This is a genomic window from Kitasatospora sp. NPDC127121 (assembly GCF_042677305.1).
Lineage (GTDB): Bacteria > Actinomycetota > Actinomycetes > Streptomycetales > Streptomycetaceae > Kitasatospora.
In genome coordinates, this window is sequence record NZ_JBHXTQ010000003.1 from 34,625 (window position 1) to 55,471 (window position 20,847).

A 20,847-nucleotide genomic window follows, 5' to 3' on the forward strand; every position below is an offset into this window, starting at 1 on the left:
GCCCGGTCGGGGCCACCTGCCAGGCCCGGTCAAGGCGCGTTTCCCGAGCAGCGCCGTCCTTCGGATGAAAAGCGTACAAACTAGGCTTTCTGCATGGACCCCACGCCAGAGCCCTCCGCCGCCGCGCCCGAGCCGACACCCCATCGGGTGCCGGAGATCGCCTCGCTCGGGCTGGACACCCTGGTCACCGAGGTCGCGGAGCGGCTGCAGTCGGCCGCCGCGGTCACCGACCGGATGCAGCGGCTGCTGGAGGCGGTGGTCTCGATCGGCGCCGGGCTCGACCTGCACGCCACCCTGCACCGGATCGCCACCGGCGCCGCCGAACTCGTCGACGCCCGGTACGCGGCCCTCGGCGTGATCGCCCCCGGCGGCACCGGCCTGGCCGACTTCATCCACGTCGGCGTCGACGACGAGACCGCCGCCGAGATCGGCGAACTGCCCGCCGGACGCGGCATCCTCGGCGCGCTGATCGACCGCCCCGAGCCGCTGCGGCTCGCCGACCTCGGCGCCGACCCGCGCTCCTCCGGATTCCCGCCGCACCACCCGGAGATGAAGACCTTCCTCGGCGAGCCGATCCGGGTCCGCGACGAGGTCTTCGGCAACCTCTACCTCACCGAGAAGAAGGGCGGCGGCGCCTTCACCCCCGAGGACGAACAGGTGGTGCACGCGCTCGCCGCGGCGGCCGGCGTCGCCATCGAGAACTCCCGGCTGTACGAGGAGGGGCGGCGCCGGGAACGCTGGATCGCCGGCGCCTCCGCCGTCACCACGGCGCTGCTCTCCACCGACCAGGCCGAGACCGCGCTCACCGTCGCGGCCGAGCAGGTCCGGGAGCTGGCGGACGCCGCGCTCGGCATGATCCTGCTCCCGACCGAACCGGCGGAGGACGGCGACGGGCAGATGCGGGTCGCCCACGCCTCCGGCGAGGCCGCCGAGTTCGTCCGGGGCGAGCTACTGCCCAGGAAGAGCTTCGCGGCCCGACTGCTCGCCGGGGAGAGCGTCTACCTGGACGACATGTCCAGCGACCCGACCGTGGAGATCCGGCTCGCCCGCGCCTTCGGCCCGTCCATGGCCGTCCCGATGGTCGCCGCCGGGCGGGTGCTCGGCGGGCTCTGCGTCTGGCGCCCGCGCGGCGCCCTGTCGTTCACCGACACCGAGAAGCAGCTCGCCGAGACCTTCGCCTCGCAGGCCGCGCTGGCCCTGCGGCTCGCCGAGGGCCAGCGCGACCAGCAGCGCCTGGCCGTCTTCCAGGACCGCGACCGGATCGCCCGCGACCTGCACGACCTGGTGATCCAGCGGCTGTTCGCCACCGGGATGATGCTGGAGAGCGCGGCCCGGCGGTCCGTGGTGCCCGAGGTGAAGGTCGGCATCGGCAAGGCGGTGGACGAGCTGGACGCCACCATCCAGGAGGTCCGCACCACCATCTACGCCCTCCAGCACGACAACCACGGCGACGCGCCGGACACCCTGCGCACCCGGGTGCTGCGGGAGGCCAGCCAGGCCGCGGCCGCACTCGGGTTCAAGCCCTCGGTGAGCTTCGTCGGGCCGGTGGAGAGCCTGGTCGAGGAGAAGAACGGCCGCCAACTGCTCGCCGCGCTCAGGGAGATGCTCTCCAACACGGCCCGGCACGCGCGGGCCTCCCGGGTCGGCGTCGAGATCGACGCGACCGCCCATCTGGACGACACCGGCCGGCCGGTGAGCGGCGACCCGGAGTCACTGGACCGGGGCGGGCGCCCGGGCGTGCTGCTGACGGTGACCGACGACGGCGTCGGCATCCCGGCGGGCGGGCGCCGCAGCGGCCTGCTCAACCTGACCCGGCGGGCCGAGGCGCTCGGCGGCGCCGCCTGGCACGAGGCCGGGCCGTACGGGAAGGGCACCAGGGTCCGCTGGACGGCCCGGCTCTGAACCCGGCCCGATCCTCCTCGGCGGTTGGCCGGTGAAAGTTAAACGAGGGAGAACTTCCCGACCAACAGCGCAAGTTGTGAACGTTCTGGGCTTTCCGTGGGTCCGTGTGCACACATAGCTTTGCACCGGTCTCGGAGGGGTAACCGGACGGGGGAGCAGTGGACGCGTCTGGCCGCGGGAACACCGCAGCAGGGGCAAGTCGAGGCGGGTTCAGGACGGAGCGCGCCCCGGACGGGCGGTACCGCTGGCAGCTGAAGGCGCCGAACGGCCGGGTGGTGGCCATCACCGCCGCCATGTTCGAGACGCCCGGCGAGGCCGAGCGCGGCTTCGACGGATTACGCGTCGGGGCCGCCGAACTCACCGCGCGGATCACCCACGTCCGGGACGGCATCGGCTGGATCTGGGTCGTCCCCGGGTCGCGCAGCCTGCCCGAGGTGCGCTCCAGCCGGGCGTACGAGCGGTACGCGACCTGCCAGAACGCCTTCCGGCGCTTCGTCGTGCTGCTGGCCAAACAGCCCGCGCGGGACCTGCCCGTTCGTGAGCTGCCCGCGCGGGACCGGCCCGTTCGCGACCAGTCCGTTCGTGAGCGGCCCGCTCGTGAGCGGCCGGTTCGTGACCTGCCGGGCCGTGAACTTCCCCGGAACACCGTCTCGTTGAGACGCCCCGATGGCCGCTGAGGGGCGCGGCCCCCGTCTGCTGATCGTCCCCGCACCCGAACGTTGCCTGGGCTGGGCGCTGCGCGCCGCCAACGGGCGGCCGCTCGGCATGGGCGTGCGCACCTACCGCAGCGAGGAGGAACTCGCCGAGGCGGTCCGGGTGTTGCTGATCGAGCGGGCGGCCCTGCGATGTTCGGTGGCCCAGTCCGAGGGCCGGCAGTGGGTGTGGTCCGCCTACCTGCCGGTGCGCAGCACCCGGCGGACGGCGGTCGAGCCCGCGCCGGTGGCGCGCAGCGCCCGCGGCTACCTGCGGCGCGACCAGTGCCAGGCCGGCGCCGAGGGCTTCCTGTCCGGACTCCAGTGGGTGGGGCAGGAGTTGCGGCGGGGCGGTCGGGACGGCCGCTGGCCGCTGTGAGGCGGCCGGGGCCCACGTGCAGTTCCGGTGAAGCGCAGGTTTCCGGCAACACCCCGAGTCGCCACCTGGAGAAGAACGTCATCGGCCTCTGACCACCCCCTTTCCCCTCCGCCACGCCCGCGCTGACCAGTCGCTAAACCTCGTCGAACCGATGAGTCGACAATCCCGACCCGCCCTCGACCTCCCTTCCGGCGGAACCACCGGGCCGGACAGGATCTGCACTGCCGGAGCGGCCGCAGCGGACGCGGCCACCGGCCCCGGGCTCCCAACCAGAGCACGGGTCCACGCGATGGACGTCTCTCCCACCGGAGGAAGAGAAACATGCGTAAGACCGCTGCCAAGCTGCTCACCATTGCCGCCCTGGCGACCTCCCTGGCCACCGTCGCCAGCGGCACCGCCCTGGCCGACCCGGCGTCGCTCCCGGCCGCCAAGGACATCGTGGGCGTCGGCTCCGACACCACCCAGGCCGTCCTGAACCAGTTCTCGGCGGACTACAACGCCACCATTCCGAGCAGCAACACCACCACCCCGCGCCTGTACAGCTGGGACGCGACCGGCACCTCGCCGATCACCACCAAGACCGGCGCCACCTCCATCGCCCGCCCGAACGGCTCCGGCGCCGGCATCACCGCGCTGAAGAACAACACCAGCGCCACCGTGGACTTCGCCCGCTCCTCGCGCGGCCCGGCGTCGACCGACCCGAACACCTTCGACTTCGTGGCGTACGCCACGGACGCGGTGTCCTGGGCGGCCCAGAACGGCGGCAACGCGCCGGCCAACCTGACCACGCAGAACCTCAAGGACATCTACACCTGCAACGTCACCACCTGGGACCAGATCGACCCCAGCCTGCCCAGCACCACCATCAAGCCGTTCCTGCCGCAGTCCGGCTCCGGCACCCGCTCCTTCTTCCTCTCCACCATCGGCGTCTCGGCCTTCGGCCTCTGCGTCACCGAGGGCGTGCAGGAGAACGAGGGCAGCGACGCCCAGCTGAACGACCCCGACGCGCTGGTCCCCTACTCCGTCGCCCACTACGTCGGCCAGGTGTACTACGGCAAGGGCAGCGGCGCCGACGTCCAGGGCCCGCTGACCATCCGCAACGTCAACGGCGTCGCCCCGGTCGACACCGTCAACAAGGTGATCACCAACGCCTTCGCCGGCACCTCCTACGCCCGCAGCGTCTACAACGTGGTCCGTCACTCCGACTGGATCGCCACCGACACCCACGGCACCGCGCTGCGCGCCATCTTCGGCACCAGCGGCTGGGTCTGCACCAACGCCACCGCGTCCGCCGACCTGAAGAGCTTCGGCTTCCTGCCGCTGCCGGCCGGCGCCTGCGGCAGCGTCACCCACTCCTGATCCACCCCGCACCATCCGGCGGCCACGGGCGCAGCGCCCGTGGCCGCCGGCCATCGGAGGAGCCGTCGAAGGGGCCCGGGACCATGCGTGGAACGACGAAGAAGCTGCTCGCCGCCGCCGCTCTGGCGACGGCGGTCGTCACCGCGACCGGCGGCACGGGGGCCGCCGATCCGACGTCGCTGCCGGCCGCACGGGACATCGTGGGGGTGGGGGACGGCGTCACGCAGCTGGTGATGAACCAGCTCTCCGCGGACTACAACGCCACCATCCCGAGCACCGACACCACCACGCCGCGCCTGTACAGCTGGGACGCGACGGGCACCTCGCCGATCACCACCAAGACCGGCGCCACGTCGATCGCCCGCCCGAACGGGGCCGACGCCGGCATCCAGGCCTTGAAGAACAACACCAGTACCGCGGTGGACTTCGCCCGCTCCTCACGTGGTCCGGCACTGACCGACCCGAACACCTTCGAATTCGTGGCGTTCGCATCGGACGCGGTGTCCTGGGCGGCCAAATCCGGTGGTAACGCGCCGGCCAACCTGACCACGCAGAACCTCAAGGACATCTACACCTGCAACGTCACCACCTGGGACCAGATCGACCCCAGCCTGCCCAGCACCACCATCAAGCCGTTCCTGCCGCAGCCCGGCTCAGCCCTCCGCACGAACTTCCTGTGGAAGATCGGCGTCTCGGCCTTCGGCCTCTGTGTGACCGAGGGTGTGCAGGAGAACGAGGGCAGCGACGCCCAGTTGAACGACCCCGACGCGCTGGTCCCCTACTCCGTGGGGCACTACGTCGGGCAGATGTACTACGGCCGGGGCAGCGGTTCGGATGTGCAGGGCCCGCTGACCATCCGCAACGTCAACGGCGACGCGCCGGTCGACACCGCGAAGAAGGCCATCAACAAGAACTTCGTCGGCGGTAGCTACGTCCTCTCCCTCTACCACGTGCTCCGCCGCTCCGACTGGAACGCCGCCGACGCCCACGGTGCCGCACTGCGCTCCGTCTTCGGCGCCGACGGTTGGATCTGCACCAATCCGACCGCCCTCGCGGACATCACCGGGTTCGGCTTCCTTCCGCTGCCGCCCCACGCCTGCGGGAGCATCACGCACAGCTGACCACTGCTCCACCCGCACCATCCCACCTCTCCCAAGGAGTTCAGCATGGCAAGAACCGGCATCCGCCTCGCCACCACCGGTGCCGCCGTCGTCCTGGCGGTCACCGGTGTCGGCGGTGTGGCCGTGGCCGACACCACCGCCGCCGCGCCCACCGGCAGCGCCGTGATCACCGTCGACGGCGCGTTCCTGGCCAAGTCGGTGCTCAAGGGCATCGTCGTCGTCCCGCTGACGCCGGCCACCGCGGCCGCCGCCAACAACGCCATCACCGCGACCTTCCCGGTGACCGGCGGTGCGGCCAACATCCCGTCCTTCTCCGGGGACGTGCAGTTCGGCGGCAGCCTGCTCTTCTTCAACGCCACGAACGGCAAGAGCGTCGTCTTCAAGCAGCTCGACTTCGGCGTCCGCAGCTGGAAGATCACGGCCGTCCCGGACGGCGGCACCAACCCGGTGGCGCTGCTGGACCCGCTGGGCGACACCCAGGTCGGCCGCACCGGCACCACGCAGAGCCTCACCGCTTCCAGCCTCCAGGTGGACGCGGAGGGCGCGCAGTACCTGGACAAGGCCCTCGGCACCACGTACTTCACCGGCGGCCAGTCGGTCGGCTCGCTCGCCCTGTCCTTCACCCCGGGCAGCTGACCCCCGGCCCGCGATGACCGCGGGGTGATCTGCGGGCCCGCACCCCGGTGCGGGCCCGTACGCATTCGGACGACGCAACTCCGTTCCATGGGTGCCGCGTTGGGGTCTCGTACACCCTGTCGACCGGATCCGGCCATATCCGGCTGGCGCAATGGTCAGGTACCGGAACCGTCCGGTCGTCCGCATGCCTGATCCCCCTTGCGCCGCGTGCTGGGCGGCGCGGATTCGCACGGAGGTGCCCGCCATGAGAGTCCGACTACCCGACCGGAGGGATCCGGGGTGGTGGCGTCGCCGATGGCCGGCGATCGCGATGGTGTGGTCGGTGGTGGTGGCCCTCGGGGTGGTGCCGATCGGCCTGGGGGCGGTGCCACAGGCGGTGGCGGCGTCGTCCGCGGTGACGGTGAAGGGGCCGAAGCTCTGGAATCCGAGCACCGGGACGTACGGCAAGCAGGGGAGCATCACGCTCTCGCAGTCGAAGGACCTCACCAACCAGGTGGTCCAGCTCTCCTGGAGCGGCTTCACCCCGACCACGGACGGCAACGGCCAGCCGAGGACGATCGTGAAGCCCGGCGACGCCTACTCCTTCTTCGCCGTCCGGATCTACGAGTGCCGCGGCACCGATCCAAAGGTCACCGACTGTTACGGCAGCACCATGTACGGGCTGGATCCGGCTGCCGGGTTCCAGCAGCGGAAGACCGACGTGCCTGCGCCGGACTTCCCGAGCAACATGGTGATCTCCCCCACCAGTATGGACGGTTCGGGAGCCGCGACCATCGAGTTGTACACGGGGCTGCAGAGCCCGACCCTGGCCTGCGATGCCACCCACCCGTGTTCCCTGGTGGTGGAGGCCAACTACGGCGGTGACAGCCTCGGCCAGACGAATCCGCAGCAGACCGTGGACTGCACGAACCACACCCTCGATCTCACCACCGGATACAAGCTCGCGTCGGACGAGGTGTTCGGCAAGGACGCGGCCAACGGCATGTCGAGCGGCGAGCAGTGCGCCTGGGAGAACCGGGCCGTGGTGCCGCTGGCCTTCGCGCCCTCGCCGGCCGCCTGCGAGGCGCAGACGTCGGCGTTCCGTGCCGCGGGCCTGGAGGCGGCCAACCGGGCCGTGCAGCTGTGGCGTTCCGGCCTGTGCCTGGGCGACAACCCGCTGTCCTTCCAGTACCTTCCCGCCGGCGGTGAGCCGCAGGCCCGGGCCGACTTCCTCGGCGGAGCGACGGACGTCGCCCTGACGGTCCGACCGGACACGTCGACGCCGCAACGCCCGTACGTCTACGCGCCGTTGTCGGCCTCTGGCGTGTCGGTGGCCTTCGTGGTCGACGACCCGTCGACCGGTCGGCAGATCAGGGACATGAAGCTCAACGCCCGGCTGCTGGCCAAGCTCCTCACCCAGTCGTACTCGCCCGCCGGAGGCGTGATCGCCTCCGTGAAGGGCAACCCGACCTGCATCTTCCGGGACCAGGAGTTCCTGAAGCTGAACCCGCTGCCGCCGGAGAGCGGGCTGAAGTGGCCGACGTCCTGCGCGGTCTCGCAGTCCAGCCCCATCGTGGTCGGCGGCACGACGGACCTGGTGTACCAGCTGACCTCGTGGATCGCCTCCGACCCGGACGCCGCGCGCTTCCTGGACGGCGAGCCGGACCCGTGGGGCATGCGGGTGGACACGTACTACCTGCGGCCGGCCTTCTCCGGCTACCCGACCGACTCCTTCGCCCGGCAGGACTCCTCCGGGCTGGTCGGGGCGACGACGCAGCCGCGCAGCAACTGGCGTGAGTACGAGTGGAATCCGGTCACCACGGGGCTCGGTGACGTGGCGCGGAAGCTGCTGCAGAACAAGCCGACCTGCATCGATCCGACCATCCAGCCCGACGGCGGCCACAACCAGTGCGCGCCGATGGACCCGGGCAGCCGGACGCTGTTCTCGATCATGGACGCCGGCCAGGCGAAGGCCTACGCGCTCCCCGAGGCCCAACTCCTCAACCCGGCGGGCGGGTTCGCTGCGCCCAGCACGTCCAGCTTCCAGTCCGCGGTGGCGGACATGACGGTGGACGCGGCGACGGGTGTCCAGCAACTGCCGTACGGCGTCGCCGACACGGCGTACGCCCACGACCAGTTCGCCTACCCGCTGACCAGCGTGCAGTACGCGATGGTGCCGACCAAGGGCGTGCCCGACGCCAAGGCGGCGGCGATCACCAAGTTCCTGAAGACGGTGACGACCAGCGGCCAGGTGTACGGCACCGAGCCGGGCCGGCTGGCGCAGGGCTTCCTCGCCCTGACCAACGCCCAGCGCGCGCAGGCGGCGGACGCCGCCTCGCACGTGGAGACGCAGGACGGCAAGCTGCCCGGCAACCAGGCCGCGCCGCCGAACCCGCCCCCCGTCACCCCCGACCCGGGGACGACCGGTGGCACCGGCGGCACCCCGGCGGGCGGATCGGGCTCCACGGACGGCGCCGCTCCCGGCACCGCGCCCGCGCCCGTGAGCGACGGCGGCACGGTGGCCGGCGGGACCGGGGACACCTCGGCCGACGGCAACACCTTCGGCACGACCGGCGGGACCAGCGGCACCGGCGGCACCGGCTCCATCGGATCCATCGGATCCACCGGTTCCACCGGGACGACCGGCGGCACGGCCGGCACCGGCGGATCCGCCGCCGTACCGGCCGCCGCAACGGCCGGCGGGGCGAAGGCCGCCGCCGCCCCCTCCGCGTCCGGCAAGCCGATCACCGTGGCGCCCGTCGCGGCCGGCACGCCGGCGGCGGACCGCTCCGGCATGGCCCGCCTGCTGCTCCCGATCGCGCTGATCGGCGGCCTGGTGCTGCTGGTCGGCGGACCGGCGACGCTGCTGCTGGGCGGCACTCCGGCCGGGCAGAAGGCGCTGACCGGGCTGCGCGAGGGCTGGTCGCGGGTGCGTCGCCGCCGCTGGGGCCGCTGACGCCCGCGGTTGACGCCCGCGCCGGTTGACGCCGGCGCACCTCGGACGACTCGGCGGGGCCGCCGTTCCGGCCCCGCCGACTCGTCCGCCCGGTCCCGTTGCCGTCTGCCCCGGGCCCGCTGACCAGGCCCGCAGCCAGACCCGCGCCGCCCGCGCGTCGGCGACCGGACCGACCGGCGGCCGGAACGCAGGCGACCGACCGACCGGCGACCGACCGGAACGCCGGCGACCGACCGACGACCACGAACCAGCCGACCGAGCCGCCTTCGACGCTTTCGTCGGGCCGCCGTCCAGGCCGGGGCACCGCCCCGGCACCCGTACCCGAGCACGGAGAGCAGACCATGACAGCCGCCGCCGAGCCCGCGGCACCGTACGCCGGGGCGCCAGGCCACCCCGACGGCCAGCCCGACCCCGACGTCCCGCGCGTCATCACCGCCCCCGCCACCCCCGGCGACCGGGTGTTCCGCGGCGTGCTGCGGCTCGCCGGGATCTCGGTCTTCGCCATCATGGGGCTGATCGCGTTCTTCCTGCTGCTGCGCGGCACGGACGCGCTGCGCGCGGTGGGCTGGTCGTTCCTGACCGAGCAGAAGTGGCAGACCGCCGCGCACAACTTCGGCATCGCCGCCGTCCTGCCGAACGGCCTGCTGATCGCCGTGATCGCCCTGGCCATCGCCGTCCCGGTGGCGCTGACCACGGCGGTCTTCATCGCCGAGTACGCGCCCGTGCGGCTGCGTTCGGTGCTGGTCTCGCTGATCGACCTGATGGCGGCGATCCCCAGCATCATCTACGGCCTGTGGGGGCTGTTCTTCCTCCAGCCGCGCATCATCGGCTTCGTCCGCTGGCTGGCCAACCACCTCGGCGACGCGATCCCCTTCCTGAAGGTGCGCACCGGCGACATCGGGACGTCCTACACCTCGTCCACCTTCATCGCGGGCGTCGTGGTCTCCCTGATGATCATCCCGATCGTCACCTCGCTCAGCCGGGAGGTGTTCTCCCAGGCCCCGCAGGGCGAGCGGGAGGGCGCGTACGCGCTCGGCTCGACCCGCTGGGGGATGGTGCGCGCGGTGGTGCTGCCGTTCGGCAAGGGCGGTGTGATCGGCGCGGTGATGCTGGGCTTCGGCCGGGCGATGGGGGAGACGATCGCCGTCGCGCTGATCATCTCGCCGAACTTCAAGACCATCACACACATCCTCGAGAACGGCGCCAACTCGATCTCGGCGCTGATCGCGCTGCGCTTCGGTGAGTCGGACGCGCTGTCGCTCTCCGCGCTGATGGCGGCCGGCCTGGTGCTGTTCGCACTGACCCTGCTGGTCAACGTCGCGGCCGGTTTCGTGATCAACCGGTCGCGCTCCGGCGCCTCGACCGCGGACTGAGAAGGGCGGCCGACATGACCAACCCCGTTGAAGGGACGACCCGATGACCACGCTCGACCTGCCACCCGTGGCCGCGTCCGAGCCCGCCGAGGCGCCGCCCGCCCCCGCACCCGTACCCCCGCGCCCGGAGCGGCGCCTGAAGCTCGGCGGGGTCACCCGCGAGGACGTGCTCACCGTGGCCGGCTCGCTGGTCGGCTCGCTGGCGCTGGACTGGATGAGCTACGAGCGGATCCTGCCGTTCAGCGGCGCGTTCGGCTTCCTGGTCTGCTGGTACGTGCTGTTCCTGGCCGGCTACTTCACCCTCGGGCGGCTCCAGTGGGGCAGGCTGCTGGTGCGCGAGCGCCTGGTGTCGGTGGTCGCGTGGAGCTCCGGACTGCTGGTGCTCGCGCTGATCGTCGACCAGATCGGCTATCTGGTGGTCCGAGGCTCCGAGGCGGCCCAGCACCTGAACTTCTTCACCGAGTCGATGGAGAGGACGGCCGCGCTCTCCCCGATCACCTCCGGCGGTGCGCTCAACGCGATCGTCGGCTCGCTCGAACAGCTGGGCCTGGCCACGTTGTTCGCGGTGCCGCTGGGCATCGCCGCGGCGGTCTTCATGTCCGAGGTCGGCGGCCGGATGGCCCGTCCGGTGCGGACCCTGGTCGAGGCGATGACCGCGCTGCCGTCGATCGTCGCGGGCCTGTTCGTGCTCGGCGTGGTGATCCTCACCCTCGGGTTCGAGCAGAGCGGGTTCGCGGCCTCGCTGGCGCTGACCGTGATGATGATGCCGATCGTCACCCGGGCCGCCGAGGTGGTCATCCGGCTGGTGCCGGGCACCCTGCGCGAGGCCTCGTACGCGCTCGGCGGCAGCCAGTGGCGGACGGTGTGGAACGTGGTGCTGCCGACCGCCCGGCCCGGTCTGGTGACGGCGGTGGTGCTCGGCATGGCGCGCGGCGTCGGCGAGACCTCGCCGGTGCTCCTGACCTCGGGCTTCACCGCGCAGTTCAATGCCGACCCGTTCACCGAGCCCCAGGTGTCGCTGCCGCTCTACATCTGGAACTACGTCAAGCAGCCCTACCCCGAGATGGTCGCGCGGGCCTTCGCCGCGGGGCTGACCCTGATGGCCGTGGTGCTGGTCCTGTTCGTCACCGCCCGGGTGCTCGGCGGCCGTCGGCCCGGCCAGTTGACGAGGGGTCAGAAGCGCCGGATCAACCGGGACGCCCGTCGTCTTGAGGCGGCCGCCGCGGCCGCCGTCGCCCGCCCGTACGCCATCCAGCCGGAGAAGCGCTGATGTCCCGCCCAACCACCCTCCGTACCAGAGGAGTTCCCATGTCGTGGGAGGCCGCAAGCCGCCCCGTGGCCCGCACCCTGGCCGTGCTGCTGTCCCTGTCGCTCGCCGCGGCCTCACTGCTGCTCGGGCAGGGGGCGGCGTTCGCGGCGTCGGTCGCGCTGAGCGCCCAGGGCTCCAGCTGGTCCGGTCCGGCGATCGACCAGTGGCGCCAGGACGTCGGGCCGCAGGGCATCCAGATCAACTTCAACCCGGTCGGCTCGGCCGCCGGCCGCACGGCCTGGAGCAACGGGCAGACCGACTTCACCGCCTCGGACGTGCCGTTCCGCAGCGGGGATGACACCGGCCTCAGCGAATCGGCCCGCACCGGCGGCCAGGGCGGCCGGGAGAACCCGGTCTACGGCTTCTCGTACGTGCCGATCACCGCGGGCGGCACCACCTTCATGTACAACCTGCAGGTCGGCGGCAAGCAGGTCCGCGACCTGCGACTCTCCCCGCAGACCATCGTGGACATCTTCACCAACAAGATCACCAACTGGAACGACCCGAAGATCACCGCCGACTACGGCAAGCCGCTGCAGAGCATGCCGATCACCCCGGTGGTCCGCTCGGACGGCTCCGGCGCCACCGCGCAGTTCACCCGTTGGATGGAGCACAGCTACCAGGCCCAGTGGGACGACTACTGCAAGTCCGTCAACGGCACCACCTGCGGCGACTACACCGAGTTCTACCCGCCGTCCGGCCGGATGACCGCGCAGAACGGCTCCGACATCGTCGCGGGCTACATCAAGTCCTCGATCGGCCAGGGCACCATCGGCTACGACGAGTACGCCTTCGCCAAGCGCAGCAACTGGCCGGTCGTGAAGGTGCTCAACAAGGCCGGCTACTACTCCCTGCCGACGGCCTCCAACGTGGCGGTCGCGCTCACCGCGGCGAAGATCCGCGGCGTCGACGACAACACCCCGGCGACCGACCCGAACTACCTCCAGCAGAACCTCGACGGCGTCTACACGATGGACGACCCCCGCGCCTACCCGATCTCCAGCTACAGCTACGTGATCGTGCCGCGCGCCGGAGCGGAGCTCAAGCCGCCGCCCCGCTTCAACAACGACAAGGGCGGCGCACTCAGCCGCTTCCTCGCCTACGTGCTGTGCGAGGGCCAGGGCGAGGCGGACGGCCTCGGCTACTCGCCGATCCCGCGCAACCTGGTCAAGGGCGGGCTGCTGCAGACCAAGAGCATCCCGGGCAACGCCAGCCCCGTCGACCCGGACACCCTCTCCAACTGCGCGAACCCGACCTTCAACTCGGCCGGTGAGCTGACCGTCCTCAAGAACGCGCCGCAGCCCAGCCCCTGCGACAAGCAGGGCGCTCCGCTGGACTGCACCGTGCAGGACGGCCAGCCGGTCAAGACCGGTTCGGGCGCGGGTAGTTCGGGCGGCACCGGCGGCGGCGCGGCCGGCGGGACCGGCGGCACGGGCGGCACGGGCGGCACCGGGGGCACGGGCGGCACGGCCGCCGGCGGTTCGGGCCGGACCGGCAACGGCACGGCCGCAGGCACGTCCGGCGGCACCGGCGGTACCGGTGGCGGTACGGGCGGTGGCGGCGCGGGCACCGGCGGCACCGGGGACGGCGGCGCAGCTGCCGACGGCGCGGCCGGCACGGACCCGAACGCGGCCGGCGCCGCGCCGGGCGACCCGGGCACCGAGGACGTCGTCGACCCGCAGACCGGCCAGGTCGTCGCCCGCGGCCGCGGCGGCAGCACCGAGGTCGCGGCGAACGTGGTCGAGGTGGCCGGCAAGCCCGAGGACTGGACGCTGAGCACGCTCACCGCCCTCGAACTGCTCGCCGTGGTGCTCGTCCCGCCGCTGCTCGGCCGGCGGCTGCTGCGGCGGCGCAAGTCCTCGGACGGCGCCTCGTGACCGCCCCGGTGCTGGAGAAGCCGGCCGCCCCCGCGCGGCCGGCCACGCCCGCGGGCCCGCCCGCCGCGACCCCCGCGGCCGGGCCCGCCGCCGCCCCTTCGCGGCGCCGCCTCCTCCAGGGCGCCTGGGTGGCCAGCCTGCTGGCCGCGCTGGTGCTGGGCTTCGTCGGCTACCTGTTCACGCTCTCGCACGTCCAGGAACGGCACTTCCAGTCCACCGCGTACAAGACCTTCCGGGACCAGCTCGCCCGGGCCGTCGCCCCCACCGGGGCCGCCGCCGACGGCGCCCCGGTGGCCCTGCTGGACATCCCGGCGATCGGCCTGCACCAGGCCGTCGTGGTCGAGGGCACCACCGGCCGGGACCTCATGCGCGGGCCCGGCCACCGCCGGGACACCGCCCTGCCCGGCCAGGGCGGCGTCGCGGTGCTGTTCGGCCGCGGCGCCACCTTCGGCGCGCCCTTCGCCGAACTGTCCGGGCTCCGGGTCGGCGACAAGATCGAGGCCACCACCGGGCAGGGCAAGTTCACCTACACCGTCAACGTGTACGGCGACGGCGACCACCCGATCACCGACCCGGCCCGCAACCGGCTCGTCCTGGTCACCGGGGACTCGGACTGGATCCCCGGCTCGACCGTGATGGTCGGCGCCCGGCTGGACGGCGACCCCCAGCAGAACCCCGGCGGCCGGCCCCGGACCGTCCCGTACGACAAGGCGCTGGCCGCCGACAAGGGCGCGCTGGCCACGCTGCAACTGTGGTCGCTCGGACTGCTGGGCGTGGTGCTCGGCGCGCTCCTGCTGGCCCGGTACTGGCGGGCCTCGGCGGCCTACCTGAGCCTCGCGCCGGTGCTCGGCGCACTGCTCTGGGCGGTCTACGAGAACGCCGCCGCCCTGCTGCCCAACCTCTACTGAAGCGCGCCCGGAAGGCCGTACCGATGACGGATGCACCGATGACCGACACCCCGACCACCGGCCTGGGGACGGTCGACGCCCCGGCGACCGACCCGGCCGCCGACACCCTCACCCTCCCGCCGCTGCCGCCGGCCCCGCACCCCGGCGGCGAGCCGCTGGCCGGGCTGGAGACCAGGGAGGTCTCCGCCTGGTTCGGCGCCCGCAAGGTGCTGGAGCGGGTCTCGCTGGCGATGCCGGCCGGCGAGGTCACCGCGCTGATCGGCCCGTCCGGCTGCGGCAAGTCCACCTACCTGCGGATCCTCAACCGGATGCACGAGATGGTGCGCGGCGCCGCGCTCTCCGGCGAGGTGCTGCTGGAGGGCGACGACGTCTACCGTCCCGGTCGGCGCCCCGCCGAGGTGCGACGCCGGATCGGCATGGTGTTCCAGCGGCCCAACCCGTTCCCGGCGATGTCCATCCAGGACAACGTCGCCAGCGGCCTGAAGCTGGCCGGCATCAAGGTCTCCAAGGAGGAGCGCCGGGACCTGGTGGAGACCAGCCTGCGCCGCGCCGGGCTCTGGGACGAGGTCTCCAGCCGGCTGCACACCCCGGGCGGCTCGCTCTCCGGCGGGCAGCAGCAACGCCTGTGCATCGCACGGTCGTTGGCGGTCTCGCCGGACATCCTGCTGATGGACGAGCCGTGCTCCGCGCTCGACCCGACCTCCACCCGACGGGTCGAGGAGACCATCGCCGAACTGCGCGGGCGGCTCACCATCGTGATCGTCACCCACAACATGCAGCAGGCCCAGCGCGTCTCGCAGACCTGCGCCTTCTTCCTGGCCACCCACGACACCCCGGGCCGGATCGTGGAGGCCGGGCCGACCGCGCAGGTCTTCGGCAACCCGCGCGACCAGCGGACCTCCGACTACGTGAACGGCCGCTTCGGCTAGGCCCTGCCCGGCCGGACAGGGCCCAGGCGATACGTCCTAGGGGAGCCAGGGGAGCCAGGGGAGCTAGGGGAACCGCAGCAGCTCCTCCAGCACCGCCGCGACGCCGTCCTGCTCGTTGCTCACGGTGTGCAGCGGCACCGCCGCCAGCACCTGCGGGTGCGCGTTGGCGACGGCGTACGCGGTGCCGGCCCAGTCCAGCATCTCCAGGTCGTTCGGCATGTCGCCGAAGGCCACCACCTCGCTCCGGTCGATCCCGTGCCCGGCGCACCAACGGGCCAGCGTGCTGGCCTTGGTGACGCCGGGCGCGCTGATCTCCAGCAGCGGGATCGGCGCCGAGCGGGTGATCTCGGCCAGCTGCCCGGCGGCCTCCCGGGCCTGGGTGAGGAACGTGTCCGGGTCGAGGTCGGGGTGCTTGGCCAGCAGCTTGAACAGGCCCCGGACCGGCCCGCCGGCGCTCAGCAGCTTCTCCGCCGGGCCGACCGCGTGCTCCAGGTCGTCGCCCCACATCGGCACCGCGTACTCGGGCTCGCGGGCCCACCCGTCCGGGTACTCGAAGGCGAACGCGGTGCCGGGCAGCTTGGCGCGCAGCACCTCGACCACCGCCAGGGTGGTCTCCACCGGCAGCGGGAACGACTCCAGCAGCTCACCGCGCCGCACGTCCACCACCGCGCCGCCGTTCGAGCAGATCGCCACCCCGTGGCCGCCGATGTGCGCGCTCACCTGCTGCATCCAGCGCGGCGGCCGCCCGGTGACGAACACCACCTGCACCCCGGCCGCCTCCGCGGCCGCCAGGGCCGCGGCGGTCCGTTCGCTGACGGTGCCGCCGGCGCACAGCAGGGTGCCGTCCAGGTCGGTGGCGATGAGGCGGGTGGCGGTACGGGCTTCGGTCACCGGTCCATCTTCGCCCATCGGTGCCACACCGGTCACCGGCGAGGACGGACCTCGTCGCGGACCCGCAGGACGGCGCCGCCGACCCGCCGGACCTGTGGCTTTCGGCCCCCGAGGCGCCGTTTCCGGCCTATTCGCCCGGCGGCCGGGGTGTCCCCGGGGCGCGACGGGCAGGAGTGTGCACGGCCACCCCGTCGGCAGGAAGAGCCATGCCCACTCGCCAGCTCCGAGACGAGCCTCCCCCGACCATCCCGCCCGCCGCCTCCCCGGACGCCTCCTCGGGCGCTTCCCCGGACGTTTCCCCGGACGCCTCCCGCGAGCCGGTCCTGCTCGGCGACGTCCTCTTCCACACCCTCGCCGAGATCGCCCGCCGCGCCCCCGAGCCCCGCCTCCCGGCCCAGCGCACCCGCCCGCACCCGTAGGTCCTGTCCGGCCGAGCTGCGCCACTGCCCTTTCGTGGCACGGAATTTGATGCCGTCTCACCTCTGGTCGCGCATTGTTCGATTCCCTAAACTGCACTCCCCACCCGCCGGCGCCGGAGCACGCCATCGGGGCGTGCTCGGCCGCGCCGGCCAGCCCCACCAGGAGGTCTTGACATGGTCAAGCACTACTTCAAGTACGCCCTGAGCACCCTGACCGCCGCCATGTTCGCGCACATGGCCTGACCGAGTCGTCCCGGCCTGGGCCGGGGTGAGCATCCCCGGCCCAGGTTCCAGGAGGTCTCGTGTTCGGCACTGCGGTGAGTCAACTCCGGTACGGCGCATCGATCCTGCTCAACCGCAGGATCCGGCCCCAGGACCTCGGACGGATCGCCGACGACATGGTCCGCACGCTCGCCGAGTTCGGCGAGCCGGGCGCGGACTCGGCACTGCTGCCGGGGCAGGCCGGGCAGGTCGACCCGGAGGTGCGGCGCACGGTCACCCGGCGGAGCCTGCGGGCCACCGCGCGCGCCGCCGTCCGCCACACGGCCTACTACCGGCGGACCTTCGACGACCTCGGGATCGACCCCGACATGCTCGACACGGAGACCTGGTCGCGGGTGCCCGTCACCCCGAAGGCGGCCCTGCGCGGCCTGCCCGCCGCGTTCGTCTCCGCCGCCGCCGAGCCCGCCCTGATGGCGCTGACCACCGGCACCAGCGGCACCCCGACCGCGGTCTGGTACTCCCGGGCCGAGTTGGAGACGACGATCGCCCTCAGCACCATCTCGGCGGCACTGACCCTCGGGCTGCGCCCCCGGCACACCGTGGCGTACGCGGGCTGCTCCAGGGCCACCCTGCCGCTGGTCGTCGCCGAGGAGTCCACCACCCGGGTCGGCGCCTCGTTCGTCCAGTTCGGGACGATCGACCCCGCGCTCGCCCTGGACCGCCTCGCCGCACCGCTCGGCCTGCCCGGCAAGGCCCCGCAGATCACCCACCTCACCGCCTCCGCGTCGTACCTCTCCGCGCTCGTACAGGAGGCCGAGCAGGGCGGGTGGCGGTCCGCGGACTTCGGGCTGGAGAGCATCGGAGTGGGCGGCGAGGTGCTGTCGGCCCCCCTGCGGGAGCGGGCCGAAGCGGCGTTCGGCGCACCGGTGTCCACGTCCTACCTGATGACGGAGACGCTCCCCTCGGGCGGCACGCCGTGCTCCCAGGGGCATCTGCACCACACCACCGAGTTCGGGCACCTGGAGGTGCTCGACCCGCAGACCTGGGAGCCGACCGCGCCGGGGGAGGTCGGCATGCTGGTGCACACCCCCTTCGTGCCCTACCGGGAGTGCACCCTGCTGCTGCGGTACGCCACCGGCGACCTGGTCCGGCTGCCCGTCGGCGAGGCCGGGTGCGAGTGGGCGCACCTGCCGGCCACGTCCGCCGTCCTGGGCCGCTGGTCGGGGCCGCTCAGCGCCTCCGCGCTGACCAGGGACGTCCTCGACCTGGTCGAGGGGGAGCCGGACGTGCCGCTGCCGGCCAGGTACACGCTGACCGAGGAGCCGGACGGCGGTGCGCTGCTGCACCTCCTGGTCCGTGCGCTGCCCGCGGCGACCCTGCACCGCAGGCTCGAACAGGGGGCATCGGCGGCGGGGCTGCCGCTGGCCGGCATCGTGCTCCACGACGACCGGTCGAAACTGCCGCCGTCCAGTCCGGTCCGCGCGGACCTGCGGGAACACACCTTCGAGTCGGCCCGTCCGGTCGGCGTCCGGGCCGGGAGCGGCGCATGAACGCGATCCCCCTCGTCGCCCTGAGCTGCTGCGTGGCCCTGCTGATGGCCGCGGCCGGGGGGTACCTGGTCCGCGTGCGGATGCCCAGGCCTCCGGTGGGCGTCTACACCTCCGGCGACATCGCCGTCCTGTGCGTCGGCGTCGTGCTGGCCCCGCTGCTCTACCTCAAGCTGCCGGGCGTGGTCGTCTCGGCGCTGTTCGGACTGGTGCTCTGCCTGGCGGTGCAGTTCACCCTGGCACCGGTCTGCTCCGGCCGCTGGGCCTGGGGCCTCGCACTCGTGGCCGCCGGCGCCACGGCGGCGTGCAGCGGCCACCCCGTCGCGGTGCGCGCCTGCACCGACGTGATGCTCGCCGTCGCGGTGGTGGGCGTGGCCAACCTGTGGACGCAGAGCGGGATGCGATCGGCGCACGCGGCCGGCCTGGCCGCCGTCCTGTCCTGCTACGACCTGGTGGCGACCACCTTGACGCAGGTCACCGCGAACTTCGTCACCCAGGTCCAGGGAAGGCCGTTCGCCCCGATGCTCGTCCTGACGGGCGGCAGCCCGCCGGTCGCCGTGGGCCTCGGCGACCTGCTGCTCCTCGTACTGTTCCCGCTGGTCGCCGCCAAGGCGTTCGGACGGACGGCCGCGTTGCTGGCGGCAGCCGTCGGCGTGGTCGTGACCAGCGCGGTCAGCGCGCTGTTCGCCCTGGGCGCGCTGACGGCGGGCTTCCCCCTGCTGACCGTGCTCGGCCCCCTGACCGTGGTGCAGCACGTGCTGTGGTCACGCCGACTGGGCGGCGAGCGGACGACGGCCCGCTGGCGCGCCGGCACCGACTCGCCGACCCCACACCCCGACCGCCTCCAACCGGACCCCGCCCTGACGTCGGCCCTGTCCCTCACCCCGCCCACCGGACTGGCACCGGGCACCTGGATCGCGATCGCCGACGGCCAGATCCTCGGCACCGGCAACTCCCCCGGCCTCGCCCGCCGCGCCGCCCGCCAACGCGGCACGGACACCCTCCCCATCGTCCGCCAGCTCTGACCGGCCGCCCTTCAGCGGACTTTTGACGACGGCGGCCACGGCGTTCTCGGCGTTCGCGGCTACGGGCGATGGGGTTGGCCCGGCACGCGCCGTGCGCTGGTGAACCGCTGCCGTCGCCCGCCGGCGGCCAGTTCGCCGAGGCGCTCGCCGATGACGGAGACGCCGGGGCGGGGCTCCTGCGCGTAGTACCAGGGCTTGCGTCGGCGCAGCAAGGCCTCTCCGTGCTCGCTCCAGGTGAACCCGGGTTTCCGCAGCAGCTTCCGGAACACCGAGTCGGTCGCCTCCGGGTGGGCGGCGGCCAGTCGGCGGATCGGCAGTGGCGTGATCGACTCCTCGCGCAGGAACGTGCGCAGCAGGTCCTGGTGCGGTTTACGGCCCATGAGGGAAGGGTCGGCGAAGAGGTCCCGCAACAGCCCGTAGCCCGCGTAGAAGTTGAGTCCGTCGACCTCGTCGTAGATGACTCCGACGGTGTCCGCATCCGCAAGGTCCCGCGGCAGCTCGAAAGCCGGGAAGTCGAGGCCCGGGAGCCGCCTGCCCCGGGCGCGGTCGGGATGCTGGGCGGCGATATCCTCCCGCCGGTGCCGGTAGTAGGCGTTGAGCCGTTCCTCGGCTTCGGCGGGCGGAAGGATCAGTTCGTCGCTGCCGAAGAACTCGACGAACGCGGCCCGGTCCTTCCGCATCGACTCCCATCCCTGCTCGATCTTCTCGGGGTTGCGGAAGACCAGTTCGGGGTGGCTGGTGGCCAGTTGGAGTGCGGCCCGGGCGATCTCGGTGGCGCTGGACTTGGGGTAGTACGACATCGCCCCGGAGACCAGCCACGTCCCGTCGGCCGAGAAGACCGGCACCAGGCAGGTGTGGAGGAACCCTCCCCTCGTCACTCCGCGGAAAGCAGCCCGTCCGGCGTTCGAGTAGGTGCGGTACTCCAGGTCGTCGACCAGGTTCAGCAGAATGAGGGCATCCCCGTCCTTGCGGCGGATCTCGAAGATCCCCTCGACCGGGTCCCGCCAGCCGAGCAGCATCTCCCGGTCGATCTCGCCCAAGTCCCGCCGCCCACCGACGAACCGGTCCACCACCGTCGAACCGTCCGGCAGGCGGAAGCGCAGGATGAAGTGGTCGGTGATCCGGACCGCTTCACCCTCGTCCAGCAGCCGCTCCGGCCCGGCGGCCTCCAGCAGCAGGGGGGTCAACCACCGGTCGAAGCGCGCACCTTGCGCGAAGGCGACCAGCTCCCCCTTCAACTCGGCACTGCGTTCGATGAGGTCGGCGAGCGCGCGCTCGCCGTGATCCGCGCCCCGAACGGCGATCGCCATGTCCTGCTCTCCC

At 72.7% G+C, this 20,847-nt stretch carries 17 protein-coding genes; 15 read left to right on the forward strand and 2 right to left on the reverse strand.

The window, feature by feature from the left end:
- Nucleotides 1-93: 93 nt before the first annotated feature.
- From ACFVHI_RS03345 to ACFVHI_RS03400, 12 genes are all read left to right on the forward strand, one after another.
- Nucleotides 94-1,902 (forward strand): GAF domain-containing protein, encoded by a 1,809-nt coding sequence (locus tag ACFVHI_RS03345; protein WP_380335304.1) that lies wholly within the window; start codon nt 94-96, stop codon nt 1,900-1,902.
- Between the two features lie 158 nt (nt 1,903-2,060).
- Nucleotides 2,061-2,579, forward strand: coding sequence for a hypothetical protein (locus tag ACFVHI_RS03350; RefSeq protein WP_380335306.1), 519 nt, complete (start codon nt 2,061-2,063; stop codon nt 2,577-2,579).
- Nucleotides 2,569-2,973 carry a hypothetical protein gene (locus tag ACFVHI_RS03355; protein WP_063348394.1) on the forward strand — a complete coding sequence of 135 codons (405 nt, stop codon included), beginning with the start codon at nt 2,569-2,571 and terminating at the stop codon, nt 2,971-2,973. The genes ACFVHI_RS03350 and ACFVHI_RS03355 overlap by 11 nt, the downstream gene beginning before the upstream one ends.
- A 321-nt stretch (nt 2,974-3,294) precedes the next feature.
- A complete protein-coding gene (locus ACFVHI_RS03360) occupies nt 3,295-4,332 on the forward strand; it encodes a PstS family phosphate ABC transporter substrate-binding protein (protein ID WP_063348393.1) in 1,038 nt (345 codons plus the stop codon).
- A gap of 83 nt (nt 4,333-4,415) precedes the next feature.
- Nucleotides 4,416-5,453, forward strand: a complete 1,038-nt coding sequence (locus ACFVHI_RS03365) for a substrate-binding domain-containing protein (protein WP_380335310.1) — start codon at nt 4,416-4,418, stop codon at nt 5,451-5,453.
- Between the two features lie 45 nt (nt 5,454-5,498).
- On the forward strand, nt 5,499-6,089 hold the full coding sequence (locus ACFVHI_RS03370; RefSeq protein ID WP_380335312.1) for a hypothetical protein: 591 nt from the start codon (nt 5,499-5,501) through the stop codon (nt 6,087-6,089).
- Nucleotides 6,090-6,333: 244 nt separating this feature from the next.
- Nucleotides 6,334-9,024 carry a hypothetical protein gene (locus ACFVHI_RS03375; RefSeq protein WP_380335315.1) on the forward strand — a complete coding sequence of 897 codons (2,691 nt, stop codon included), beginning with the start codon at nt 6,334-6,336 and terminating at the stop codon, nt 9,022-9,024.
- 341 nt (nt 9,025-9,365) lie between these two features.
- A complete protein-coding gene (gene pstC / locus ACFVHI_RS03380) occupies nt 9,366-10,397 on the forward strand; it encodes a phosphate ABC transporter permease subunit PstC (RefSeq protein ID WP_063348389.1) in 1,032 nt (343 codons plus the stop codon).
- 43 nt (nt 10,398-10,440) lie between these two features.
- The gene (gene pstA, locus ACFVHI_RS03385) at nt 10,441-11,667 is read left to right on the forward strand and encodes a phosphate ABC transporter permease PstA (protein ID WP_063348388.1); all 1,227 of its coding nucleotides are present in this window, start codon (nt 10,441-10,443) and stop codon (nt 11,665-11,667) included.
- 38 nt (nt 11,668-11,705) lie between these two features.
- Nucleotides 11,706-13,583 carry a substrate-binding domain-containing protein gene (locus ACFVHI_RS03390; RefSeq protein ID WP_380335320.1) on the forward strand — a complete coding sequence of 626 codons (1,878 nt, stop codon included), beginning with the start codon at nt 11,706-11,708 and terminating at the stop codon, nt 13,581-13,583.
- A complete protein-coding gene (locus ACFVHI_RS03395; protein ID WP_380335323.1) occupies nt 13,580-14,491 on the forward strand; it encodes a class E sortase in 912 nt (303 codons plus the stop codon). Before ACFVHI_RS03390 ends, ACFVHI_RS03395 begins: the two co-directional genes overlap by 4 nt.
- A gap of 38 nt (nt 14,492-14,529) precedes the next feature.
- The gene (locus ACFVHI_RS03400; protein WP_079135714.1) at nt 14,530-15,420 is read left to right on the forward strand and encodes a phosphate ABC transporter ATP-binding protein; all 891 of its coding nucleotides are present in this window, start codon (nt 14,530-14,532) and stop codon (nt 15,418-15,420) included.
- A 63-nt stretch (nt 15,421-15,483) separates the two neighbouring features.
- On the opposite strand, the gene ACFVHI_RS03405 is transcribed toward ACFVHI_RS03400, so the two are convergent.
- Nucleotides 15,484-16,329, reverse strand: a complete 846-nt coding sequence (locus ACFVHI_RS03405; RefSeq protein ID WP_380335326.1) for an HAD family hydrolase — start codon at nt 16,327-16,329, stop codon at nt 15,484-15,486.
- 188 nt (nt 16,330-16,517) lie between these two features.
- Between ACFVHI_RS03405 and ACFVHI_RS03410 the strand changes: the two genes are divergently transcribed.
- From ACFVHI_RS03410 to ACFVHI_RS03420, 3 genes are all read left to right on the forward strand, one after another.
- Nucleotides 16,518-16,730: a hypothetical protein gene (locus ACFVHI_RS03410; RefSeq protein ID WP_380335329.1), complete on the forward strand. Its 213-nt coding sequence runs from the start codon at nt 16,518-16,520 to the stop codon at nt 16,728-16,730.
- Nucleotides 16,731-17,032: 302 nt separating this feature from the next.
- Nucleotides 17,033-18,502, forward strand: coding sequence for a phenylacetate--CoA ligase family protein (locus tag ACFVHI_RS03415; protein ID WP_380335332.1), 1,470 nt, complete (start codon nt 17,033-17,035; stop codon nt 18,500-18,502).
- Nucleotides 18,499-19,524 (forward strand): hypothetical protein, encoded by a 1,026-nt coding sequence (locus tag ACFVHI_RS03420; protein ID WP_380335335.1) that lies wholly within the window; start codon nt 18,499-18,501, stop codon nt 19,522-19,524. The genes ACFVHI_RS03415 and ACFVHI_RS03420 overlap by 4 nt, the downstream gene beginning before the upstream one ends.
- Nucleotides 19,525-19,583: 59 nt before the next feature.
- On the opposite strand, the gene ACFVHI_RS03425 is transcribed toward ACFVHI_RS03420, so the two are convergent.
- Nucleotides 19,584-20,834: a hypothetical protein gene (locus ACFVHI_RS03425; protein WP_380335338.1), complete on the reverse strand. Its 1,251-nt coding sequence runs from the start codon at nt 20,832-20,834 to the stop codon at nt 19,584-19,586.
- Nucleotides 20,835-20,847: the final 13 nt, after the last annotated feature.

Bases quoted from the DNA above. Each gene is read 5' to 3' on its own strand.
- ACFVHI_RS03345 (WP_380335304.1), top strand. From the start codon at position 94: ATGGACCCCACGCCAGAGCCCTCCGCCGCCGCGCCCGAGCCGACACCC.
- ACFVHI_RS03355 (WP_063348394.1), top strand. From the start codon at position 2,569: ATGGCCGCTGAGGGGCGCGGCCCCCGTCTGCTGATCGTCCCCGCACCC.
- ACFVHI_RS03360 (WP_063348393.1), top strand. From the start codon at position 3,295: ATGCGTAAGACCGCTGCCAAGCTGCTCACCATTGCCGCCCTGGCGACC.
- ACFVHI_RS03365 (WP_380335310.1), top strand. From the start codon at position 4,416: ATGCGTGGAACGACGAAGAAGCTGCTCGCCGCCGCCGCTCTGGCGACG.
- ACFVHI_RS03370 (WP_380335312.1), top strand. From the start codon at position 5,499: ATGGCAAGAACCGGCATCCGCCTCGCCACCACCGGTGCCGCCGTCGTC.
- ACFVHI_RS03375 (WP_380335315.1), top strand. From the start codon at position 6,334: ATGAGAGTCCGACTACCCGACCGGAGGGATCCGGGGTGGTGGCGTCGC.
- pstC (WP_063348389.1), top strand. From the start codon at position 9,366: ATGACAGCCGCCGCCGAGCCCGCGGCACCGTACGCCGGGGCGCCAGGC.
- pstA (WP_063348388.1), top strand. From the start codon at position 10,441: ATGACCACGCTCGACCTGCCACCCGTGGCCGCGTCCGAGCCCGCCGAG.
- ACFVHI_RS03390 (WP_380335320.1), top strand. From the start codon at position 11,706: ATGTCGTGGGAGGCCGCAAGCCGCCCCGTGGCCCGCACCCTGGCCGTG.
- ACFVHI_RS03400 (WP_079135714.1), top strand. From the start codon at position 14,530: ATGACCGACACCCCGACCACCGGCCTGGGGACGGTCGACGCCCCGGCG.
- ACFVHI_RS03405 (WP_380335326.1), bottom strand. From the start codon at position 16,329: ATGGGCGAAGATGGACCGGTGACCGAAGCCCGTACCGCCACCCGCCTC.
- ACFVHI_RS03410 (WP_380335329.1), top strand. From the start codon at position 16,518: ATGCCCACTCGCCAGCTCCGAGACGAGCCTCCCCCGACCATCCCGCCC.
- ACFVHI_RS03420 (WP_380335335.1), top strand. From the start codon at position 18,499: ATGAACGCGATCCCCCTCGTCGCCCTGAGCTGCTGCGTGGCCCTGCTG.
- ACFVHI_RS03425 (WP_380335338.1), bottom strand. From the start codon at position 20,834: ATGGCGATCGCCGTTCGGGGCGCGGATCACGGCGAGCGCGCGCTCGCC.